This window comes from Rhodopseudomonas sp. AAP120 (genome assembly GCF_001295845.1).
GTDB lineage: Bacteria > Pseudomonadota > Alphaproteobacteria > Rhizobiales > Xanthobacteraceae > Rhodopseudomonas.
In genome coordinates this window covers 1-21,376 of sequence record NZ_LJIC01000058.1, presented here as the reverse complement: position 1 = coordinate 21,376, position 21,376 = coordinate 1, and the positions used below count along the sequence as shown (strand labels likewise).

The 21,376-nt window shown below is 68.0% G+C and carries 18 protein-coding genes and 2 tRNA genes; 9 read left to right on the top strand and 11 right to left on the bottom strand.

Annotated features, from left to right (window positions below):
* Positions 1-45: 45 nt before the first annotated feature.
* Both IP86_RS09890 and trxA read right to left on the bottom strand, forming a co-directional pair.
* Positions 46-720, bottom strand: a complete 675-nt coding sequence (locus tag IP86_RS09890; RefSeq protein ID WP_054162355.1) for an LON peptidase substrate-binding domain-containing protein — start codon at positions 718-720, stop codon at positions 46-48.
* Between the two features lie 25 nt (positions 721-745).
* On the bottom strand, positions 746-1,666 hold the full coding sequence (gene trxA, locus IP86_RS09885) for a thioredoxin (protein ID WP_054162354.1): 921 nt from the start codon (positions 1,664-1,666) through the stop codon (positions 746-748).
* Between the two features lie 383 nt (positions 1,667-2,049).
* Between trxA and IP86_RS09880 the strand changes: the two genes are divergently transcribed.
* Positions 2,050-2,124, top strand: a tRNA-Gly gene (locus IP86_RS09880).
* Positions 2,125-2,239: 115 nt separating this feature from the next.
* Here the strand turns inward: IP86_RS09880 and IP86_RS09875 are convergent.
* Positions 2,240-3,163: a LysR family transcriptional regulator gene (locus tag IP86_RS09875; protein WP_054162353.1), complete on the bottom strand. Its 924-nt coding sequence runs from the start codon at positions 3,161-3,163 to the stop codon at positions 2,240-2,242.
* An 82-nt stretch (positions 3,164-3,245) separates the two neighbouring features.
* Here IP86_RS09875 and IP86_RS09870 point away from each other — a divergent pair, with 82 nt between their 5' ends.
* Entirely contained in the window at positions 3,246-4,004 is a 759-nt protein-coding gene (locus tag IP86_RS09870; RefSeq protein ID WP_054162352.1) for a sulfite exporter TauE/SafE family protein, read from the top strand.
* Positions 4,005-4,136: 132 nt separating this feature from the next.
* Here the strand turns inward: IP86_RS09870 and IP86_RS09865 are convergent, their stop codons facing one another.
* Positions 4,137-4,919 (bottom strand): methyl-accepting chemotaxis protein, encoded by a 783-nt coding sequence (locus IP86_RS09865; protein WP_054162351.1) that lies wholly within the window; start codon positions 4,917-4,919, stop codon positions 4,137-4,139.
* Between the two features lie 849 nt (positions 4,920-5,768).
* Between IP86_RS09865 and IP86_RS09860 the strand changes: the two genes are divergently transcribed.
* Positions 5,769-6,548, top strand: a complete 780-nt coding sequence (locus IP86_RS09860; RefSeq protein ID WP_245290582.1) for a cobalamin B12-binding domain-containing protein — start codon at positions 5,769-5,771, stop codon at positions 6,546-6,548.
* A gap of 188 nt (positions 6,549-6,736) precedes the next feature.
* Complete coding sequence (locus IP86_RS09855) at positions 6,737-7,822, top strand: hypothetical protein (protein WP_054162349.1); 1,086 nt, start codon at positions 6,737-6,739, stop codon at positions 7,820-7,822.
* Positions 7,823-7,845: 23 nt separating this feature from the next.
* Here IP86_RS09855 and IP86_RS09850 read toward each other — a convergent pair whose 3' ends face one another.
* Both IP86_RS09850 and IP86_RS09845 read right to left on the bottom strand, forming a co-directional pair.
* Positions 7,846-9,144, bottom strand: a complete 1,299-nt coding sequence (locus IP86_RS09850) for a RuBisCO large subunit C-terminal-like domain-containing protein (protein ID WP_054162348.1) — start codon at positions 9,142-9,144, stop codon at positions 7,846-7,848.
* A gap of 180 nt (positions 9,145-9,324) precedes the next feature.
* On the bottom strand, positions 9,325-9,747 hold the full coding sequence (locus tag IP86_RS09845; protein ID WP_054162347.1) for a secondary thiamine-phosphate synthase enzyme YjbQ: 423 nt from the start codon (positions 9,745-9,747) through the stop codon (positions 9,325-9,327).
* A 228-nt stretch (positions 9,748-9,975) separates the two neighbouring features.
* Between IP86_RS09845 and IP86_RS09840 the strand changes: the two genes are divergently transcribed.
* Positions 9,976-11,958, top strand: a complete 1,983-nt coding sequence (locus tag IP86_RS09840; protein WP_054162346.1) for an acyltransferase family protein — start codon at positions 9,976-9,978, stop codon at positions 11,956-11,958.
* A gap of 3 nt (positions 11,959-11,961) precedes the next feature.
* On the opposite strand, the gene IP86_RS09835 is transcribed toward IP86_RS09840, so the two are convergent.
* Positions 11,962-12,558 (bottom strand): TetR/AcrR family transcriptional regulator, encoded by a 597-nt coding sequence (locus IP86_RS09835; RefSeq protein WP_054162345.1) that lies wholly within the window; start codon positions 12,556-12,558, stop codon positions 11,962-11,964.
* Between the two features lie 253 nt (positions 12,559-12,811).
* Between IP86_RS09835 and IP86_RS09830 the strand changes: the two genes are divergently transcribed.
* From IP86_RS09830 to IP86_RS09820, 3 genes are all read left to right on the top strand, one after another.
* A complete protein-coding gene (locus tag IP86_RS09830) occupies positions 12,812-13,384 on the top strand; it encodes an OsmC family protein (protein ID WP_156332454.1) in 573 nt (190 codons plus the stop codon).
* 31 nt (positions 13,385-13,415) lie between these two features.
* On the top strand, positions 13,416-14,546 hold the full coding sequence (locus tag IP86_RS09825) for an acyl-CoA dehydrogenase family protein (RefSeq protein WP_054162344.1): 1,131 nt from the start codon (positions 13,416-13,418) through the stop codon (positions 14,544-14,546).
* A gap of 113 nt (positions 14,547-14,659) precedes the next feature.
* On the top strand, positions 14,660-15,541 hold the full coding sequence (locus IP86_RS09820) for a sulfurtransferase (RefSeq protein ID WP_054162343.1): 882 nt from the start codon (positions 14,660-14,662) through the stop codon (positions 15,539-15,541).
* Between the two features lie 220 nt (positions 15,542-15,761).
* Here IP86_RS09820 and IP86_RS09815 read toward each other — a convergent pair.
* The 4 genes from IP86_RS09815 to IP86_RS09800 all read right to left on the bottom strand — a co-directional run bounded on the left by IP86_RS09815 (position 15,762) and on the right by IP86_RS09800 (position 19,953).
* A tRNA-Thr gene (locus IP86_RS09815) sits at positions 15,762-15,837 on the bottom strand.
* Between the two features lie 113 nt (positions 15,838-15,950).
* Entirely contained in the window at positions 15,951-17,687 is a 1,737-nt protein-coding gene (locus IP86_RS09810; protein ID WP_054162342.1) for a heme biosynthesis protein HemY, read from the bottom strand.
* A 7-nt stretch (positions 17,688-17,694) separates the two neighbouring features.
* On the bottom strand, positions 17,695-19,149 hold the full coding sequence (locus IP86_RS09805) for a hypothetical protein (RefSeq protein WP_054162341.1): 1,455 nt from the start codon (positions 19,147-19,149) through the stop codon (positions 17,695-17,697).
* A 60-nt stretch (positions 19,150-19,209) separates the two neighbouring features.
* Positions 19,210-19,953 carry a uroporphyrinogen-III synthase gene (locus tag IP86_RS09800; protein ID WP_054162340.1) on the bottom strand — a complete coding sequence of 248 codons (744 nt, stop codon included), beginning with the start codon at positions 19,951-19,953 and terminating at the stop codon, positions 19,210-19,212.
* Between the two features lie 206 nt (positions 19,954-20,159).
* Here IP86_RS09800 and tsaD point away from each other — a divergent pair, with 206 nt between their 5' ends.
* A complete protein-coding gene (tsaD, locus tag IP86_RS09795; protein WP_054162339.1) occupies positions 20,160-21,233 on the top strand; it encodes a tRNA (adenosine(37)-N6)-threonylcarbamoyltransferase complex transferase subunit TsaD in 1,074 nt (357 codons plus the stop codon).
* Positions 21,234-21,376: the final 143 nt, after the last annotated feature.

The following is a 21,376-nucleotide window of genomic DNA, read 5'->3' as shown; positions in this document are numbered from 1 at the left end:
AGTCGCCGCCGCCGTCAACGCGTGCGCGCAAATCGGCGGCGCGTGTCATTGCAGCGGCGGGTCGCCGCTGGTGCGCTTCTTGGCGAGGTCCATCTCGGTGACGGCGATCAGGATCTCGGCGCGGGTCTTGAGGTCGGGCGCTTCCAGCATCGCCTGCTTCTCGGGCGCGCCGTAGGGCGACATCATCGCCAGCGCGTTGACCAGCGCCTCGTTCGGGGCGCTCTCGACCCCGCCCCAATCGACCTTGAGGTTGTTGGCCTTGAGGAAGTCGGTCAGCACCGACAGCAGCGTGTCGCGATCGACCTCGTCCTCGCCCTTGCGGGCGGTGAAGTCGTCGACGAACGGGAAGTAATCGACCCGGCACTGGCGGTACGGGGTCTTGACCGCGAGCTCCTCGACCACCTTGAAGCGCGACACGCCGGTGAGTTCGAGGATGTAGCGGCCGTCGCCGGATTCGGCCAGCTGGGTGATGCGGCCGACGCAGCCGACCTGAAACAGCGCCGGCGCGTCTTCACTGGCCGAATGCGTCGCGTCGGGCTGGATCATCCCGATCAGCCGATGGCCGTCGCGCAGCGAATCGTCGACCAACGCCAGATAGCGCGGCTCGAAGATGTTGAGCGGCATCTGGCCGCGCGGCAGCAGCAGTGCGCCCGCCAGCGGAAACACCGGGATGACTTCCGGGAGGTCGGCGGGACCGCGATAGACGGCATTGATCGGCATCGGAAACGCCCGCTGCTCATTGCACCTACGAGAACAGAATCGTCGACAGCCGCTTGCGGCCCTCGACGGTGGCGTCGTCGGCGGCGCCCCAGGCGTCGAAGAACTGCACCAGCTGCTTGCGCGCGCCGTCGTCGTTCCATTTGCGGTCGCGGCGGACGATCTCGAGCAGATGCGTGGTCGCCTCCTCGCGCTTGCCGGCGGCGTTCAGCGCGGTGGCGAGATCGAACCGCGCCTGGTGGTCGAGCGGATCGGCCGCGACTTTCTGTTCGAGTTCGGCAATCGGGCCGACCTGCTCGGCCTGTTCGGCGAGGTCGATCATCGCCTGCACGGCTTTGACGGCCGCGTCCTCGCGCCGCTTCTCCGGCACGTGCTCGAGCATCTGCTTGGCCTTGTCGATTTCGCCGCTCTGCATGTAGCAGCGCGCGACGCCGGCCAGCGCCTCGACATTGGCCGGATCGGCCTGCAGCACTTCGCCATAGATCGCCGCGGCGGTTGAAGGATCGCCCTCGGCCAGCACCGCCTCGGCTTCCTGCAGCAGTTCGGCGGTGGTCGGGCCGCCGCCCGGCATGCCGGCGGTCAGCTTCTCGATGAAGGCGTTGACCTGGCTCTCCGGCACCGCGCCCATGAAGCCGTCGGCCGGGCGGCCGTCGACGAAGGCGATCACGGCGGGAATCGACTGGATGCCCATCTGGCCCGGGATCGCCGGATGCTCGTCGATGTTCATCTTGACCAGCTTGACCTTGCCGCCGGCGGCGCGGACCGCCTTTTCGAGGATCGGGGTGAGCTGGCGGCACGGGCCGCACCACTGCGCCCAGAAGTCGATCAGCACCGGCTGGCGCTTGGATTCCTCGATGACGTCGCGGACGAAGGTTTGCGTCGTGGTGTCCTTGATCAGATCGGGGCCCGCCTGGGGGGCATCGCCGCTGCCCTGCTCGATGATTGTCACGTGATCCTCGCCTGATATCCGCAAGAGTGGCGTTTAGAGTGGCGTTTCGGAGCGGATCCCGCCGCGATCGGCGGAACGCTCCGGATTCGTTTTGTAAGTCTTTGGCGCGTCTTCGCTCTGCGAGCCGGTCCCCCGCGCCTGAAGACGGTCTAGCACGCCCCTCTAGATGGCGCGCGAGGTTTCGATTTCAACCGGAACCGCCGCGCCGCGCCGGCCTGCCGGCTTCCCCGCAGCGAACGGCCGGAACCGGCCGGGCCGGGTATTTTGTCACCCCTCTGTAAAAAGGGGTACGCTGAAGCCGCCATCGGCTGTTGCATTCGCCGCAAGCATTTGGCATAGGACTGCGCACGGCGCTCGGCGCAAGCCTTCGCTGTTTCTCGGATGCGGGTGTAGCTCAGGGGTAGAGCACAACCTTGCCAAGGTTGGGGTCGAGGGTTCGAATCCCTTCGCCCGCTCCAGAATCTGCCGGCAGATCAGCCGCTCATTCTCCCAGCCGCCTGCCTTTCAATTTCCTGCCTTTCAGTTGCCTCCCGTTCCAGGGCCCTGCGATGTCGCCGCCCTATCTGGCGGTCGTCATGATGCCGTTGCGCGAGGACCCGCGGCCTCGTCACGGACGCCGGCCTGTCGCTGCAGTTCGGCCACCAGCGTGCGGGCGTGGGTCGTCAGCCGGTCGAAATCGACCGCGCAGATCAGCAGGCTGCGATGCGCCCACGAATCGCTGAGCCGGATCGCCGCGAGCCCGGCGCCGAGATGCGGAGCCGCGGCTGCTTCCGGCAAAATCGCCAGCCCGACGCCGGCTTCGACCAGCCGGGCGATCGCCTCGAAGCTGCGCAGCCGCACCCGGCAGGCGAGCCGCCGTCCATAGCGCGCGGCCTGCGCCGCCAGATGGTCGTGCAGCGCGCCGCTCGCCATCCCGACGAAGCCTTCGTCCAGCAGTTCGGCGAAATCGATCGATCCCCGGCCCGCCAGCGGGTGCGTCGCGGCGGCGATCGCCACCAGCCGGTCGGTGCCGAGCGGCCGCGTTTGCAGCGGCCCGGGATCGCTGCTGCCGGCGAACACGCCGAATTCGGCCCGCTTCTCCGCCACCGCCAGCACGATCTCGGCGCTGGTGCGTTCTTCGAGATCGACATCGACCGCCGGATGCGCGGCCAGAAACGCCCGCAGCGCCGCCGGCACGATCTCCACCAGGCCGGCGGTGTTGGACAGCATCCGCACCGCGCCGCGGAGCCCTTCCGAGAACGCCCGCAGGTCGCCGCGCATCTGCTCGATCTGGCCGGTGACGGCGCGGGCGTGCTGCAGCAGCGTCCGGCCCGCCGCCGTCGGGGTGACGCCGCGGCGCCCGCGTTCCAGCAGCGGCACGCCGAGCATGCGCTCCATGCCGCTGATCCGCTCGCTGGCCGAGGCCAGCGCCATATGGGCAAGGCCGGCGCCGCGCGAGATGCTGCCGGTTTCGGCGACCGCCACGAACAGCCGCAGGTCGGTGAGATCGAACCGCATCCCCATCACCCTTCGGATCAGCCGAAGCCTGGCCCCGGATCTTCCAGATTGTGAGGGTATTGGGCGCCGGGCAAGAGGAGACATGGTCGTTGATGTCGAAGATCTCATTCTCATCGGTGCCGGTGCGCTCGGCGGCGCCATGAACGCGATGGCGGGCGGCGGCAGCTTCGTCACGCTGCCGGCCCTGATCGGCGCCGGTGTGCCTTCGGTCGTGGCGAATGCATCGAGCACCGTCGCGCTGTATCCGGGTGGTCTCGCCAGCGCCTGGGTGTATCGCGGCGGGCTCGGCCGCATCGCCGGCGTGTCGATGCGCCCGGTGCTGGCCGCGACGCTGGCGGGCGGGCTGGTCGGGGCGCTGCTGCTGCTGTGGACGCCCGGCCTGCTGTTCGACCGTGTGCTGCCGTGGCTGCTGCTGGTCGCCACCCTGGCGCTGGCGTTCGGCCGCCGCGTCGGGCCGGCGCTGCGGGCGCGGTTTCAGGCCGGCACCGCCACGCTGCTGATCATCCAGTTTGGGCTCGGCATCTATGGCGGCTATTTCGGCGGTGCGGTCGGGCTGATGATGATGGCGGCGTGGAATCTGCTCGACGGCGCCGACGTCAAGGCGCTCAACCCGGCCCGCACCCTGCTGGTCAGCGCCGCCAATACGATCGCGGTGCTGTGCTTTGCGATCTCCGGGATCGTGCACTGGCGTGCCGCGCTGCTGGTCGCGGTCGGCGCTGCTGCCGGCGGCACGCTCGGCGCCGTGCTCGGCAAGCGATTGCCGGCGGTTCTGGTGCAGATCGCCACGGTGCTGTTTGCGGCCGCGATGACCGTCACGTTTTTCCTGCGCGCCTATCGCTGAAGCGGGCATGCGGCGAACATCGCCAAAAAGCAAAACCCGCGGCAAAGGCCGCGGGTCTTGATGTCGTCGTCGGAATGAACCTAGAGGCAGCGGCCTCGCCGCGTCCGGCGAGGCCAGCGCTGAGTCCGGCCGTCAGGCGCGTTTCGGAACGCCGAGGCCGTTATGCAGCCAGTCGTTCCACGATCGCGACAACACCTCGCCGATCGTCTTGCCGTCGGTGAACAACATCTCGCGGGCATTGCGCGCGGCGGACTTCAGGTCGCCCCACATCTCCTTGAGATTCTCCAGCACCGAGTTGGCGCCGCCGACCACCTTCTGGGTCTTCAGCCTGGCGAGCTCGATCAGCGATTCCTGGATCTTGGCGATCGAGCGGGCGATCCGGCCGATTTCATCCGAGCGGCTCAGCGCATGGATGCGGATGTTGGTGTCGCCGCTGGCGAGCTTCTCGACGTCCTTCTCGAGTTCGCCGAGCGGGGCCAGCAGGCCGCGCGAAATCCGGGTGCCGATCAGACCGACCACCGCGAACACCACGATCCCGGCGAGCAACAGCATGGTGTGGGCGGCGCTGAGCGCATAATCCGCAGCCGGAGCCGCCACGGTCTCGGCGGCCTGCACCACCAGGCCCTGGCCTTCATACGACGCCGGCATCACCACCGGACCTGCGTCCTGCTGCATCACCAGCATCCCGACGATGCTGCCGTCCGCCGCCCGGACTGGCGACAGCATGGCTCCTCCCGAACCGATCAGGCGATCCAGCGAGGCGACGCTGGCGCTCTGCTTGGCCTGCTCGGTCCCGACTTTATGCAGGATCATCTCGCCGACGCCGCCGATCGCGAGCGCCACGAAGAAGGTAATGCCCAACACCAGGATCGAGATCTTTTGCGCGAGGTTTCGGTTTGCAAGGTCGAACTGCATTGTTTGTCTCCAGCTTTCTTCAATTAGGGGCGGCTTGCCCCCTAAGGTGAACAGCGTGCTCAACGCATTACTTATTAGGGTTACGAAACCTCTAATTGCGGCGGAATCGGATGGTCCGGTTTCGCCAATACGCCTCACGCCGGAACAAGGGAACGAGCGCTGGTAATTAGGCACTCGTTCTTCAGAACCGCGAATCACCAGTGAGTCAAAAACCCGTCTAACCTTTTGTTTAAACGAGGTAGTTGCTCAGCCTTGATGGACTCGTCGATTCAGTTTTGCGCTGATTCGCACAACTGTAAATATACGGGGTCGCGGACTGAATCGATTGATTCAGAACAATCGCGTAACCGCGCTTCAGTTCTTAACTAACTAACTGCCGTGACTTACCTTTACAGGTACTATCAGGATCACGGCGTGGGCTGGCTGCGACGTTCGGCCGCCCGCATCGGTCAGCTCCGCAGCAGCGGAGATCCGGCGCGAAGTAATAGCAGGAATCCCGATTCGCTCATAATCCGCGCTCGCGACTAACCGCCTCACACCCAGAGCGGTATCGTGGTCGGGCGCGGTCTGGGATTACTTAGATACCTGCAAAGATGCGCAGGCTGCACACGGCCCGCGCGGCTTCCGCCTGCTGCGGTCGGTCGCCGCAGCGGCAGTTCCGTTTTGATCCAGAGCAAAGACGCTGTCCCGATTCCGGGGCTCCTTTCCCGAAGCGGCAACGGCGCTGCCAGTTTTGCTACGAGCACGTGACCGCGCGACAAAACCCGATCTGCTTTCCCCTCGGCAGGTGCACAGGGTCCGGACAGTCCCAAGTCGGTGGTTCGAGGGCAACCAGATCGAGTGCGTGCCGTGCATCCAGAAAGCATTGTCTCGACGGTCATCCCGCATCTTCTCGTCAAGCACCCGGCGCGGCCTCACACCGCCAAGGATCCCGCCGAGAGCCGGGCCGAAGAACTGGCCCGGCTTCTGATCGCCCCCAATCTCGCCGACGCGTTCGATCTGATCGATCTCAACCTGACCCGCGCCGCGTCGCCGACTGCGCTGTTCACCGGCCTGTTCGAGCCAACCGCGCGCAAGCTCGGCGATCTGTGGAGCGAAGACGCCTGCAGTGAGTTCGAAGTCACGATCGGCCTGTGCCATCTGCAGACCGCGATGCGCCGGATCAGCTTCGATCTTTTGTCGGCGCCGCTGACGCGATCGCAACCGCGCACCGTGCTGGTGATTTCGCAGCCCGGCGAGCCGCATTCGTTCTGCGCCGCGCTGCATTCCGAGCTGCTGCGTCAGGCCGGCTGGAATACCGTCAGTGAATTCCCGGACACCGACAAGTCGCTGATCGACCTGGTGGCGAACGGCTGGTTCGACGCCGTCAATCTGTCGCTCAGCCCGGCGCTGCGCCGCGAGCATTGGCTGCCGCGGGTCGCCGAGACCATCCGCAAGATCCGCCGCGCCTCGCGCAACCCGGCGCTCGCCGTCGTCGCCAGCGGCCGCGTCTTCGCCGAGCGCGCCGATGCCTGCGCGCTGGTCGGCGCCGATGCCGCCACCGTCTCCTCGGTGCAGATCGAACGCTGCCTGATGCGCTCGCTGCTCAATCGCACGGCCCGCCCGGCAGCCAACTTCGCCTGGATCTGATCTCCCCGCCGCCGCAGCCCCGATCACCGTCATCGGCTGTGCCGAATCCGCGGCGGCGTGCCGCGCGGCTGCGGTCGGTGTCGCGACGGCGGACATCGCCGTATTGCTAACTCGCGCGCCGCGATGCCGCCCACCATAGTCCCCATTTGGTGTCTACCGCATTCGATGAGTCTCTGGAGGGGCGGGTCATGCAATCCGAAGCAAAGTCCTATCCGTTCGATCACCTGCCGGCGATCGACTACGACGCCCACCCGGCCTATGGCCGCGTGATGTCGATGCCGATGCTCGGCGCCCGGCTGAAGGCGATCAGCTATTTCGGCTACGGCTTCCTGCTGACGTCGGCGCAGCGCGTCATCGATATCGCGCACCTGCCGCCGCCCGCCGCTGCCGGCAAGCCGCTGCTGACTCTGCTGCGCCACCTGCCGACCTATCTGCGCCTGATCCTGCTGCAGCGGTTGTCGCGCTTCACCGCCGGTCGCGCCTTTGCGCCGAAGACCGAGCGCGGCGCCGCCGTGTTCGCGCCGTTGCAGGCCGATGGCTTCGCCGCCGTGCAGCTCGGCCCCGACGCGCTGGCGCAGATCCGCAGCCAGCTCGCGCCGCAGCTGAGCGCGCTGGAGCAGCGCGCCGCGCCGATCGGCGAGGCCGAGCACCGCCGGATCGACGTCGATCCGGCCGCACATTCCGATCTGTATCGCTGGTTCAACCAGACCGCGGCCGACCTCGGTCTCACAGAGGCGGCCAGCGCCTATCTCAAGCGCCCGGTCGGCGTCGGCCGGATCGTCGCCGAACTTGCCGAGGCCCCCGGCACGCCGGCCGCCAGCCCGTTCGCCGATGTCAGCGTCGAGACGTCGCCGTGCGACGGCTTCAAGGTCGATCTCGCCTACAATGTGCTGAAGCTGGTGATCTATCTCGGCGAGGTCGGATCGGCGAACGGCCCGCTGACCTATGTGGTGGGCAGCAATCGCGCCGCCACACGGTTCTGGGACGGCCTGATCCGCCGCGCCAACGATCTCGCCGGCCTGTCGTCGACCCAGCAGGCCTGGCGCGAGACGTTCTATGCGCTGCCGGCCGGGCTGCAGCGCAAGGCGACGTTCGGCGCCGATCTGGTCGCCGACAGCGCGTTCGCGGCGGCGATCCAGAACGAGCAGGTCGAGCTGACGAGCCACAAGGCCAACGCGGTGCTGTACGACCCCGCCGGCATCCATCGCGACGGCGTCGTCAGCCAGGGCCGCCGCAGCGCGGTGGTGATCACCTTCACAGAACTGCCGCGCTGAGCTGATCGAAGCGGCCGCGGTTCTCAGCGGCCGCCGAACGCGGCGAGCGCGGCGGCGAGTTCGGGATGCGCCTCGGCGTGATCGGCGACCGCGATGCCGCGCGCGATCGCATCCCATGCCTGACGCAGACTGGCGGCGCCGGCCGCCGGCCCCATCGGATGGCCGAATACGCCGCGGCCCGGCACGAAGCCGAAATCGACGCTGCCGACTTTGCGATACACGCCCTCCAGCGTCGCGGCGGAATCACTTCCGCCCGGCACCGGCAGGCACGGTTTGATCGATCCCATCGGCTCGAGGCAGGCGCGGATGCAGTCGATCACTTCGTGCTCCGGCGTCATCATCCGCGGCCCGAAGCCCGGCATGATCACCACGTCGAATCCGGCGAGCCGCTGCAACCGCGTCATCACCCGCGAGTGGATGCCGTAGTTGGCCAGCCGGCTGAACGCGGCGATGAACGGGAAATGGGCGATCAGCGGCACGCGCGCGTGCTTGCGTAGCATCCGCACCGCCGACAGCCCGACCGGCATCGCATTGATCAGCAGCGCGCCGGCGCCGTTGCGGACCGCGACGTCGTGGAGTTCGGTCAGCCGGTCGACCTCGTCGGTGATGTTGGCGAGATAGATTTTCGGCACGCCGGTTTCCGCCGCAGCGCGGCGGCAGGCATCGCCGAGCAGCGCCGACCGCTCGGCGAGCGGACACCAGTCGACATCCGCCAGCATCTCGTCGTCCTTGGCGATGTCGAGCCCGCCGAGCCAGCTTTGATAGCCCAGTTCGGCGAACGGCTCCGGCGGCAGGCCGATATTCGGCTTGATCACGCCGAAGAAGATCGGCCGATCGAACGCCTGCAGCCGCTCGCGTAGTCCGGCGATGCCGAAGCGCGGGCCCTCGAACGCCGCGAGGTAAGCGTCCGGAAAGCGGATGTCCTGCAGCCGGATCAGCGGAATCCCCGGCGAGAAGAACACGCCCTCGCCGCACACCGCCGACAACAGGTTCGGAATCTTCGGGCCGAAATTGCCGTGCGGATGCGCGATCGTCACCCGGCAGGCATGAACCTCGCCGCGCACCGCGCAGGTGACCGCGGTGCTGAAGCCGCCCGGCCGCGGCTCGGCCGACAGCTCGAGCACCTTGGCGGCGAAGCGCGGCCGAAAGTCCTCGTCGAAACCGACCCGGCGCCACTGCGCGGTCGATTGCTCGCTGCACAGATGCGCCGCCGCCTCGCGCGGATCGCCGGCGCATTCGAAATCGAAATCGAGCTCGATGTAGTCGTCGAGATTGAGGTCGGAACGCTTGGCGAAGAAGCCCGCGATGTCGTCAGGCGTCATGTTGGATCTTCCGTTGACCGGGATGCGGTCGTCTTACGCGGGTACGCGCTGCGTATCCATCGCAAACGCTCGCGTCTTTCGACGGAGTACCGGCCCTCGCCGGCCCCCGCGACGTGGAGTGTGCGGCGATTGCGAAGCGTTGGCGCTGCGCCGAGCCGGCCTCAACTTTGCCTCATGATTTTATCCCATGATCTGCAGCTCGATTCCGCGCTTCGGACGCGGGCCGTCGAGCTCGATGAAAAAGATCGACTGCCACTCGCCGAGCACCAGTTCGCCGTCCGCCAGCGGAATCGTCTCGGACGAATTCATGAACAGCCCGATCAGATGTGCATGCGCGTTGTCGCGGCCGTCGATCGGCGCCAGGTTGTGCAGATAGTCGCCATCGCGCGGCACCAGACGTTTCAGGAACGTCAGCATGTCACGCTCGAGTTTCTCCTCGCGCTCGTTGACGTTGATGCGCGCGGTGGTGTGCAGGCAGCTGACGGTGACGAGCCCGTTCTGCACGCCACCGCCGGCGACGATTTCGCGGATCTGCGCGGTGATGTCGATGATCTCGATCGGCGCGGTGGTGACGAGGTCGATCCGGTGTCTGAAAATTTTCATCGCGGCATCCGGTGAGCGGCTCAACCAATCGTGGTGCCACAACTGTTATCGCGGCGTTGGAACCTGCGCAAATCCATCGCGGTGCGCTTCACCATTGTGATGAGCGGACACGCAGACAGGCGTCTCGGCTTGACACCGCGGCGGCGCTTCGCGATGCACAAGGCCCCTGACACGCCGGTCGGAACCCGAAGCGCCGGCTCCTTCGTTCCCCGGCCAGAAGTGAGCGCGATGCGGCCAGCCTACCGTAGCGACATCGACGGACTGCGTGCCATCGCGGTGCTGCTGGTCGTCGCCTTCCACGCCTTCCCGACCTCGATCCGCGGCGGTTTCGTCGGCGTCGATGTGTTCTTCGTGATCTCCGGCTTCCTGATCACCTCGATCATCTGCCAGGCGCAGTGCGGCGACGGCTTCAGCTATCGCACCTTCTACGCGCGGCGCATCAACCGGATCTTCCCGGCGCTGACTTTGGTGTTGATCACCTGCGCGATGGCTGGCTGGTTCCTGCTGTTTCCGATCGACTATCGCGATCTCGGCAAGTCGATCGGCTTCGGCGCAGCGTTTCTCTCCAACCTGTCACTGCTGCACGACGCCGGTTACTTCGAGACCGCGGCGGAGCTCAATCCGCTGCTGCATCTGTGGTCGCTTGGCGTCGAGGAGCAGTTTTATCTGCTGTGGCCGCCGGTGCTGTTGCTGGCGTGGCGATGGAAGCACGGCCCGCTGATCGCGGCGCTCGCGGTGCTGATCGCCTCGTTCGTCGCCAACATCGCGCTGACGCCGGCGCATGCGCTCGCCGCGTTCTATCTGCCGGTGACGCGGTTCTGGGAACTGATGACCGGATGTCTGCTGGCGATCGCGACGGTCGCGGGACCCGGGCGCGATCTGGCCGCGGTGACCTGGCTCGCGCCGTTGCGCGCAACGTTCCTGCGCCGTCAGAGAATTCTGCGGTCCGCCGGCGCCTGGCTCGGCCTGCTGCTGCTCGGCGTCGGCGCCGTCCTGATCAGCAGCGATCGCGGCTTTCCCGGCTGGTGGGCCGTGCTCCCGGTGCTGGGCGCGGCGCTGCTGATTGCCGCCGGCCCCGCGCCCTGGGTCAGCCGCGTGCTGCTCGGCAACCGCGCCATGGTGTATGTCGGGCTGATCAGCTACCCGTTGTATCTGTGGCACTGGCCGCTGCTGGCGGCGATCCGGATCGTGCGGTTCGGCGAAGAGCCACCGCCGCTGATGAAGGCGATCGCCATCCTGCTGGCGGTCGCGCTGGCACATCTCAGCTATCGGGTGGTCGAGCGGCCGTTCCGCTTTCGCCCGAACCGGACCAAGACGGCAACCGCCTTCGCGGCCCTTGCCGTCACCGGACTCATCGGCGCCGGCATCTATGCGGCCGGTGGTTTTCCGTCGCGCTTCAGTCCGGAAGTGCAGGCGATCACCGGCGATCTGATGGGACAGTCGCGCGTCGCGTATCGCGGCGGCACCTGCTTCTTCGAAACCGTCACGCATTTCGAGAAGGAGTGCGACGACGACGCGCCGGCCGGCACGCCGCGGATCTTCCTGTGGGGCGACTCGCACGCCGCGCATCTTTATCCCGGCCTGCGCGAGCTGCAGCGGCACTATCCGAGCTTCCGCATCTCGCAATACAACACCACGGCCTGCCCGCCGATCTTCGGCTTCAGCAGCGCCAAGTCGCCGTCCTGCCAGGCCAACAACGAGATCGCCCGCGAGCGGCTGCGCGCCCTGAGGCCCGACACGCTGATCATGGTGGCGCGGCAGTGGCGCGACTACGACTGGAGCGGCCGCGATCCAAATGTCGACGACGCGGCGATCCGCGCCACGCTCGACGAAGTCCGCGCCATGGGCATCCGGCGCATCGTCGTGGTCGGCATGTTCCCGAGCTGGCGGACGCCGCCGCGGCGGATACTGGCACAGTCCTATCGGGCGCTGGCGGCGGGACTGATCTCGCGGACGGAGATTCCGCAGCGCGACGGGCCGCCGCATCTCGATACGTCGGCCGCTGCAGGCAACGAGCGGCTGCGCGAATTCTTCACGGAGCTCGGCGTCGAGTTCATTTCGCCGACGCCGACCTTCTGCGATGGCGAACGGTGCCTGCTATCAGTGCCGGGCACCGACGGTCAGCCGGTCGTGTTCGACGGCAGCCATCTGACGGCGGCGGCCTCGATCTTCTTCGTGCGCGAACGCGCGCGGGAGATTCTCGGCAAGTAATCGTCAGTGCGGCAGGATCGCCGCGCAGGCGCGACCCGCGACGTCGGCGGCGTTGGCGTTGCGCGTCACCAGCGCCATCACGATGGCGCCGTCGATGACGAGCCCGAGCGTGTGCGCCACCTCCGCGGGATCGTCGATGCCGGCCTCGGTGCAGAGTGCCGTCAGCCGATCGAGCACGATGGTCTTGTGGGCGATCGCGAGGCTGCGCATCCGGTCGTCGGCCTTGTCGGATTCGCCGACCGCGTTGATGAAGGGGCAGCCGTAGAAGTCGGGCCGGGTGAACCACGCCTTCAGCGCCGGGCCGATCCGCCCCAGCCGCTCGCGCGCCGAGCCGCCGGGCCCGTCGATCTCCGCGATGAACCAGCTGCGCCACGCCTCGCCTTCGCGCTCCAGCACGGCCTCGACCAGTCCGTCCTTGGAGCCGAACAATTTGTAGAGCGTGGTCTTCGCCGTGCCGGCCTGGGCGATGATGGTGTCGACGCCGACCGAATTGATGCCGTAGCGGCAGAACAGCCCTCGCGCGCTGTCCATCAGCCGCTCGCGCGGCGACGTCCGCGCCGCCGCGGCTTCGTTCGTTGATGGCAGAGCGGCCTGGTCCATTCCAACGCACATACGCCGCAGGTTCGGAAACCGCAATCCGCGAAACCGAATGGTCTGTTCGCAACTCAGCGGTCCGTTTCCGCGCAAATGCGAGGCAGCTTTGACTGGAAAAGCGGCGTGCTCAGAATGAGAGCAGGCCTTCTTTGGCGGAGCACCATTGAAATCATTCGTCTTTCTCCTAACGCAGCCTTGGCACGCTTCCTGCTAATACAGAACGGTCTGTATCATTCGGCATGCCATCAGAGGAGACCCCATGACCAAAGCCGCCACCGCGATGACCGCCTGTCTCACCCCGGACGCTCCGACCGCCATGACCGGCTGCCTGGCGCCGATCGACAAGGCCGGCCTCGATGAGCTGATCGCCAAGGGCAAGGCCGATCCGACCGCGGTCAAGACGCTGAAGTGCAAGACCGTCGCCGAAGGCCGCTTCCGCCATCTCAACTTCGTCCGCAGCCTGCCGCCCTATATCGTCGACGAACCGCCGGGCCTGCTCGGCGACGACACCGCGCCGAATCCGTCCGAGGCCTCGCTCGCCGCGCTCGGCTCCTGCCTCGCGGTCGGCATCCACGCCAACGCGGTGGCCCGCGGCATCACCGTCTACACGCTCGAGATCGAGCTCGAGGGCGACCTCAACATCACCGGCGTCTGGGGCACCGGCGATCTGTCCGAGAAGCCGGTCGGTTTCACCGACGTGCGCGCCAAGGTGAAGTTCGAAGCCGATCGCCCGCGCGAAGAACTCGACGCGCTGGTGGCGCATGCGCGGCTGTGGTCGCCGGTGGCCAACACGTTCTCGCGCCCGGTCAATCTCGACGTCACCTTGGCCTGACCCCGATCCACGCCAACCGCGGAGCGGTGCCATGCTGGATGTCCAGTCCCAGATGCCAAGCGATGCGTCGGCGCTTCCAGGTGCCGACGTCGTCGAAGCGGTGCGCGCATTGTCGGCGCGCGAACTGCCGTCGCTGGTCAACCGGATCGATACCGAGGGTTACTATCCGGAAGATCTGATGCGTGCGTTCGGGCGCCTCGGCGCCTACGCGCATCATCTTCCCGGCCACAGCCCGCGCCTCGATCTGATGACCTCGATCAACGCGATGGCGGCGGCGGGCGAGCACTGCCTGTCCACTGCCTTCTGCATGTGGTGCCAGGACGCGCTGGCCTGGTACATCTACGCCTCCGACAACGAGGATCTGCGGACCGGCATCGGCCCGCAGATCGCCAGCGGCGCCGTGCTCGGCGGCACCGCGCTGTCCAATCCGATGAAGTCGCTGTTCGGCATCGAACCGATGCGGCTCAAGGGCCGCCGTGTCGCCGGCGGCTATGTGGTGAAGGGCCTGCTGCCCTACGTCTCCAACCTCGGCGCCGATCACTACTTCGGCGGCATTTTCGAGGTCGACGACGGCGGCAGCAAACGCAACGTGATGGCGGTGATTCCCTGCGCCGCCGAAGGCGTGAGCCTCGCCGATAATGCGAAGTTCACCGCGCTCGACGGCACCCGCACCTTCGCGTTGCAACTACGCGACGTCAGCGTGCCGGACGCCTGGATCGTGGCCGATCCGGTCGACCACTACATCAAGCGGATCCGCGCCGGCTTCATTCTGCTGCAGGCCGGCATGGCATTCGGGCTGATCCGCGACTGCCTGCGGCTGATCGAGCAATGCAAAGGCCCGCTCGGCCACGTCAACAAGTACCTCGACGTTCAGCCGGAGCCGATCGCCGACGGGCTCGCCGCCATGGAGGCCGAGGTCGCGCGCCTAGCCGCCACGCCGTTCGAACCCGACCGCGATTACTGGCGTGCCGTGATCGAGGCGCGGCTCGCCGCTGGCGATGCCTCGGTCGCGGCCGCCCACGCCGCGATGCTCCATTGCGGCGCCCGCGGCTACGTCGCCGGCGCGACCGCGCAGCGCCGGCTGCGCGAGGCCTACTTCGTGGCAATCGTCACCCCCGCCACCAAGCAGCTGCGCAAGATGCTGGCCGACATGGCCAACTAATCGACGTCGATCCGGGCACAGCGCTGTGCCCGGCACCAGTCACCACAGGGCGCCGCCCTGTGCCGGAAGATCTCCCCGCGAGCCCCGTTCAACGACGACCACAGGAGCGTCTGATGACTGAGAAGGTTCTTGTCACGCCTGCCGAACTCTCCGCCATGCTCGAATCCCCCGGCACCGTGGTGATCGACACCCGCAATCCCGAAGCCTATGCGGCCGGCCATATCCCGGGCGCCGTCAACATCCACGAGATCTTCACGTATCTCGCGACCTCGACGCCCGAAGGCGTCAAGGAGATGAGCGAGAAATTCGCGGCCGCGTTCGGCGCGGCCGGTCTGTCGGGCGAAGAAACCGCCGTGATCTACGAGCAGTCGATGAACACCGGCTTCGGCCAATCCTGCCGCGGCTATGTGCTGCTGACCTATCTGGGCTATCCGAAGGTGAAGATTCTGCACGGCGGCTACGCGGCCTGGACCGCAGCCGAGCTGCCGACCACCACGGATGCGCCGACTCCGACGCCGAAGACGTTTGCGGTCGATCCGGCTGCCGCCTCGATCCTGGTCGACCTCGAAGCCATGAAGGCCGCGGTCGGCGACGCCGGCAAGGTCAAGCTCGACACCCGCGACGTCGACGAATGGATCGGCGAAAGCTCGTCGCCCTACGGCAAGGATTTCTGCCCGCGCAAGGGCCGCATCCCGGGCGCGGTGTGGATCGAGTGGTACCGCATGATGAAGCCGTCGCCCGCCGGCCCGATGTTCAAGTCGTCGAGCGAAATCCTCGCCGAATGCGCCAGCGTCGGCATCACGCCCGACACGCCGGTCGTGCTGTATTGCTTCAAGGGCGCCCGCGCCTCGAACACGCTGGTGGCGCTGAAGGAAGCCGGCATCAAGGACGTCAGCCTGTATTTCGGCTCCTGGAACGAATGGTCACGCGACCCGTCGCTGCCGATCGAACAAGGCCCGCCCTACGCGTCGACCATGCTGATGGCGGCGGAGTGATCCGCGGCTGCGGGAGCCGGTCGAAAGGCCGGCTCCGCTGTCGCGCACATTGCCTCGACCGCCGTCGGCCAAGGTTGTTACTTCGTCATGGCCGGGCTCGACCCGGCCATTGACGTCTTGCACTCTCGCGTGAACGCCGAGGAGGCGCGGAACAGGCCCGTGGCGAAACGGCGCGTCCCGTTTCGGGTGGCTGAATGGCGCGGGAAGAGGGCCGAAGAAGTGGTGCCGCAAGAGGGATTCGAACCCCCGACCCCGTCATTACGAATGACGTGCTCTACCAGCTGAGCTATTGCGGCGACCTCGGGAGGGGTGATGCTCCGCCCGAAAACACTGGCCTGGAAAACTCCGGCCCCTGATATCGGCCGGCGGGCGGATTGGCAAGAACCGTGGCCGCCGAAGCGGAGAAATCCTAGCGCGGCGGGCGGTAGCCCCGCCAGCTGCCGGTCTGGCCGGCGGGCGTCGGCGGGCGTTCCGAAAACTCCTCCGGCGGCGCCTCCTCGTCCACCCCCGGATCGTCCGGAGCGCGAACGATCGGGATCACCGGCTGCGGCTGCGCCCGGCGATGGAACAGCGGCGGCGACGGCATCGGGATCACGGTTTCGGCTGCAGCGGCTGGAGCTTCCGGCGTGGCCTTCGCTGCTTCCTTGTCCTTGACGTCCTTCGGCTTGTCGGCAGGCTCCGGTTCGATCGTCACCACGGCCGGCTCGGGTTCCTGCGGCGTCACCACAGCAGCTTCGGCGGCGGGCTCGATCGTTACCGTCACCGGCTCGTCCGCCGTGGCGGGCGGCAAGGCTTCGGGGGCCGAGGAGGCGATCAGGGCGTCGTGGAACGGGTTGTCCTCGACCACCACGGTCTTCTTGGCCGGCAGCGCGGCAAGCGGCACCTGCCATTGGAAGGCATCGAGCCGGCCGGTGACCGGCGACACCGGACGCCAGTGATCCGAGATATAGCCGTCGGCGGTCCACACCGCGTCCGGCAGCGCGCGAACTGCGCGCAGCGTCCAGGCGCGCGCCTTGGCGGTGTCGCCGCGCTCGCCGTGCTCGATCTCGGCCATCAGCATCGCGACCCGCTGGGTCGGATTGTCGATGAACGGCTCCAGCGCCCGGCGGGCGCGGGCAAATTCGCCGGCCTCGATGCCGGCGCGGGCGACCGCCAGCGCGCTTTCGAAATCCTGCGGGTTCTTGGCGATCAGATTCTCGACCCGCGCCAGCCGCGACGCCGGCGCATCGCCCGGCTTGATATGGGCGTAGGCCTCGGCCAGATCGGGATGCGGCCCCGCCTGCCAGGCGGTTTCGATCACCTTCATGGCGCGGCGGACCTGATGGGTCTGGGCGAGATGCTTGGCGGCCAGCACGGCGGCCGGGACCAGCGTCGGCGCCAGCTTGTTGGCCTCGAGCGCGCTGTCGCGCGACAGGCTCTCGTCGCTGTCCTCGATATCGAGCGCCCGCGCCGTCAGCAGCACGGCGCGCTGGCGGCGAAACGCCTTCTTGTCGATCAGGCCGGCGGAAAAGTTGGTCTCCAGAATGTCGAGCGCGCCGCTCCAGTCGGCGCGGGCGCAGCGGAAGCCGAGCACCGCCTGCGACGCCCAGGCCGAATTCGGCTGCAGCCGCAGCGCTTCTTCGGCGATTGCCAGCGCCGCATAGGGATCGTCGGAGCGCTGCGCCTCGATATACAGCCCGCGCATGCCGAGCGACTTGGTGTCGTCGCGCCCGGCCATCGCCAGGAAGGCGCGGCGCGCGCCTTCGCGATCGCCTTCGAGCTGCGCCGATTGTGCCTGCAGCAGCAGCGCCAGCGGATCGTGCGGCGCATGGCGCCGCGCCGCGGTGGCGTGCTGGCGCGCGGCGGCGGCGTCGCCGTGGCCGACCGCGAGCAGCCCTTGAGTGATGGCGTGGCGGGCGCGGCCGCTGCGGCGCTCGACCCGACCGCGCTTCATCCGTCCGGGAGCGCGCAGCAGCGCCGTGATGATCCACCACACCAGACCGATCGCCACGATCGCGGCGCCGAGCCCGAGGATGAACACCGGCAGCCGCATCTCGGCGCGCCAGGCGTTCCACGACAGCACCACGTCGCCGGGCTGCTCGGCCACCCAGGCGGCGCCCGCCGCCGCGAGCGCGATGATCACGAGAAACAGGATGATGCGCAGCATGGGAATCCTATGGCGACGGTTTTGACAGCGCGGCCAGCGCCGCAGTGGCGAAGGATTGCGAAGCCGCGAGAGCCTGATCGCGGGCCTCGATCTTGTCGATCCAGGATTGAACAGGCGCGCGGTCGGCCGGCGCAAGCGCTTTCAACTCTCGCCGCGCCTCCGCAAGGTCGCCGCGTTGTGCGGCGGCGGTGAGGCGGCCGACGATCGCGGTGCGATCCGGCCCCGGCGTCGCGTCGGAGCGCTGGATCTTCACCAGCCGTTCGGCATTGGCCTGGAAGCGATCGATGAAGTTCGAGTTCGACGTCGCCTCGTCGGCCGGCAGCAGTTTCGGCAGCAACGCGGTCAGCTCACGACCGAGCGCCGCGGTGCTCGGCACGCCGGTGGCCGCGAACGGCTCCAGCGGCTTCAGCGTCGCGGAGTCCGTCGCCAGCGGTTCGGCGGCTTTGAGGATCGACCCATAAGGCGCGCCCTGCCGCACCGTCAGGTCCAGCATGGTGGCGGTGACCAGCCGGCGCAGCGGCACGTCGTCGGGCGCAGCGGCCGGCTGCGATTTCGACGCGGTTTCGGTTGACGCCTTTGCGGCCTGCTCCAGGTCAGCCAGCCGCGCATTGATGGCGGCGAGCGCCGCAGCAGAATCCGCCGAGGATTTATCCGCAGCAGCGTTGTCGCTGGTCGCCGATGCATCGCCCGCGCCAGAGGTCCCGGCAGTAGCGGCCTTGAGGTCCTTCACCGAGCCGGCGAGCTGGTCGGACTGGCGGCGCAGCGCCGCGAGCTCGTCGCGCAGTGTGGCCACGGTTTTTTCCAGCGCTTCGACCTTGCCGCTCAGGGCAGGGTCGGAGGCAGGCGGGGTCGGTGTGCTGGCGTCGCCGGCAGCCGGCGCCGGCCGGGCTTCCAGGCTGGCGATGCGTGCGGCCAAGGCGTCGAGGGCCGTGGCATCGGCAACGGCCGCGGGCTTGGCGTCGGCGGCCGAACGTGATTCGAGGCCGGCGATCCGTGCCTTCAGCGCATCGATCGCGGCGGCGGCGCCCTGCGGGGCCGATAGGCTGCTCGATGACAGGAATTCCGGCAGCAGCCCGGTCTTGGCGGCGCCCACCACCACGACCGCGGCGATCGCCACCGCAAGGATCGGCGGTAGCATCATCGCGGCAATGCCGGGCCGATGCGGTTCGGCAACGGCCGGCCGCGAGGCAGTTTCATCTCCATGGCGCGAGGCCGCGACGCCTGCGTCGGGCGTCTCGCCGGCTTCGGCGGCTGCCTCGGCGCGATCTTCATGATGCCGGTGCGCCGCGACGGCGGAAAAATCCTCGGGAGCCGCGTCGTGCGGCTCCGGCGATCCGTCCGGACGAGCCTCGGCGGCAGCCGGCGCATCGCCTGTGCTTTCGGGGCCAGCGCCATCCGGCGCCTGGTCCCGCAGGTCCTCGCCGTGGGGCGCGTCCTCGTGTCCGGGTCTGTTCTCGACCATCCGCAATCGTTCCTCGTCACCTGTCCGGCCGAATCCGTTCCCGGTCCGGCGTGTTGTTGCTTAACGCGCCGGCATGCCGAGGGCGCGGTCGAGCGCATCGAACAGCGCCGCCTCGTCGGGCGTGCGCGCCACCATCACCTGGGTCGCGCCGGCTTCGCGCACCACCTCGGAAACCTGTTCCGACAAGCAGCATTGCGGGATCGCCAGCGCCGAAATCTCGATGCCCGAGGCCCGTGTCGCATCAATGAAGGCGCGCGCGCTGCGCCGCGAATAATGCAGCACGGCGTCGATCCGATTGGCGGCGAATTCGTCGCAGACACTGGCAGGCAAAGTCGGCACCGGCACCATCCGATAGGTCGTCTGCATTACCACGTCGAAGCCATCCTGGCGCAGCTCGCCGGCGAGGTCACGCGACAGGTCGGCGCCGGCCAGATACAGCAACGCGCCGGCGGTCTTCTTTTTCCCGCGCAAGCTGTCGGCGACCTTCAGCCGCAGCTTGGCGGCATCGCCCTCGGCGACGATGACGTCGTTGAAGCCGGCATCGCGGGCGGCGCGCGCGGTGTGTTTGCCGACCGCGAACAGCGGCAGCCTCAGCAGCCGGGCGAATCCCGGCTGCTCGGCGATCGCCCGCAGCGCATTGGCGCTGGTGACGATCACGCCCGTATAGGCGGCGTCGGGATCATCCGGAAACGGCAGCGGCTCGAACCGCAGCATCGGCGCCAGCAGCACGTCGTGGCCTTTGGCGCGCAGCGCCGCCGCGGTGGCGTCGTTGTCGGGTTGGGGGCGGGTGACGAGCAGTGCCACGCCTGACGTCCTCGCATGCGAGAGGGAAACAGGAGTCGACGCGGCCGCCGCCACCATCACCGATCGCGGCGGACCGTCGGACTTGACCGGAGCTGCGGGGCGCCGACCGGATGATTGCATTCCGCGACCCCGCAATGCTACGCGAGGCAAGGAGAACGCCGGTTCGGCCGCAAACGCAAGGGCTCAATTTGACTAGTGACCAAACCTTGCTGGTGCTTGGAATCGAGACCACCTGCGACGAAACCGCGGCGGCTGTGGTCGAGCGCCGTGCCGACGGCAGCGGCCGGATTCTCTCCAATGTGGTGCGTTCGCAGACCGATGAACACGCGCCGTTTGGTGGAGTAGTACCGGAGATCGCGGCGCGCGCCCATGTCGATCTGCTCGACGCCATCGTGGCGACCGCCATGCGGGACGCCGGCGTCGGCTTCGCCGAACTCTCCGGCATCGCCGCCGCCGCCGGTCCCGGGCTGATCGGCGGCGTCATCGTCGGCCTGACCACGGCCAAGGCGATCGCGCTGGTTCACAATACGCCGCTGATCGCCGTCAATCATCTCGAAGCGCACGCGCTGACGCCGCGCCTGACGGATGGCACCGAATTTCCCTACTGCCTGTTTCTCGCCTCGGGCGGCCACACCCAGATCGTCGCGGTGCTCGGTGTCGGCGACTACGTCCGGCTCGGCACCACGGTCGACGACGCGATCGGCGAGGCGTTCGACAAGATCGCCAAGCTGCTCGGCCTGCCTTATCCGGGAGGCCCGCAGGTCGAGCGTGCAGCCGCCGCCGGCGATGCGGCGCGGTTCGCGTTCCCGCGGCCGATGCTGGGGCGGCCGGATGCCAATTTCTCACTGTCGGGGCTGAAGACCGCGGTGCGCAACGAAGCCAGCCGCCTCACCCCGCTGGAGCCGCAGGATATCGCCGATCTGTGCGCCGGCTTCCAGGCCGCGGTGCTGGACTCGGTCGCCGACCGGCTCGGCGCCGGGCTGCGGCTGTTCAAGGAGCGCTTCGGCCCGCCGAAGGCGCTGGTCGCGGCCGGCGGCGTCGCCGCCAACCAGGCGATCCGCCGCGCGCTGCGCGAGGTCGCCGCCAAGGCGCAGACCACCCTGATGGTGCCGCCGCCGGCATTGTGCACCGACAACGGCGCGATGATCGCCTGGGCCGGTGCCGAACGCCTCGCGCTCGGCATCACTGACACGCTCGACGCCGCCCCCCGCGCCCGCTGGCTGCTCGACGCCAACGCCACAGCGCCCGGCAAATTCGCCAATACGCGGGCGGGATTTTGAGGGGGCATCGAGTTGGCTGCTTCATGGGCCGCAGTGCTTTCTAACCTCTCCCCGCGTGCGGGGAGAGGTCGGACCGCATCGTCAGATGCGGTCCGGGTGAGGGGGCGTTTCGCCATAGCCGAGCTTCGGCGACTCGTGGAAAC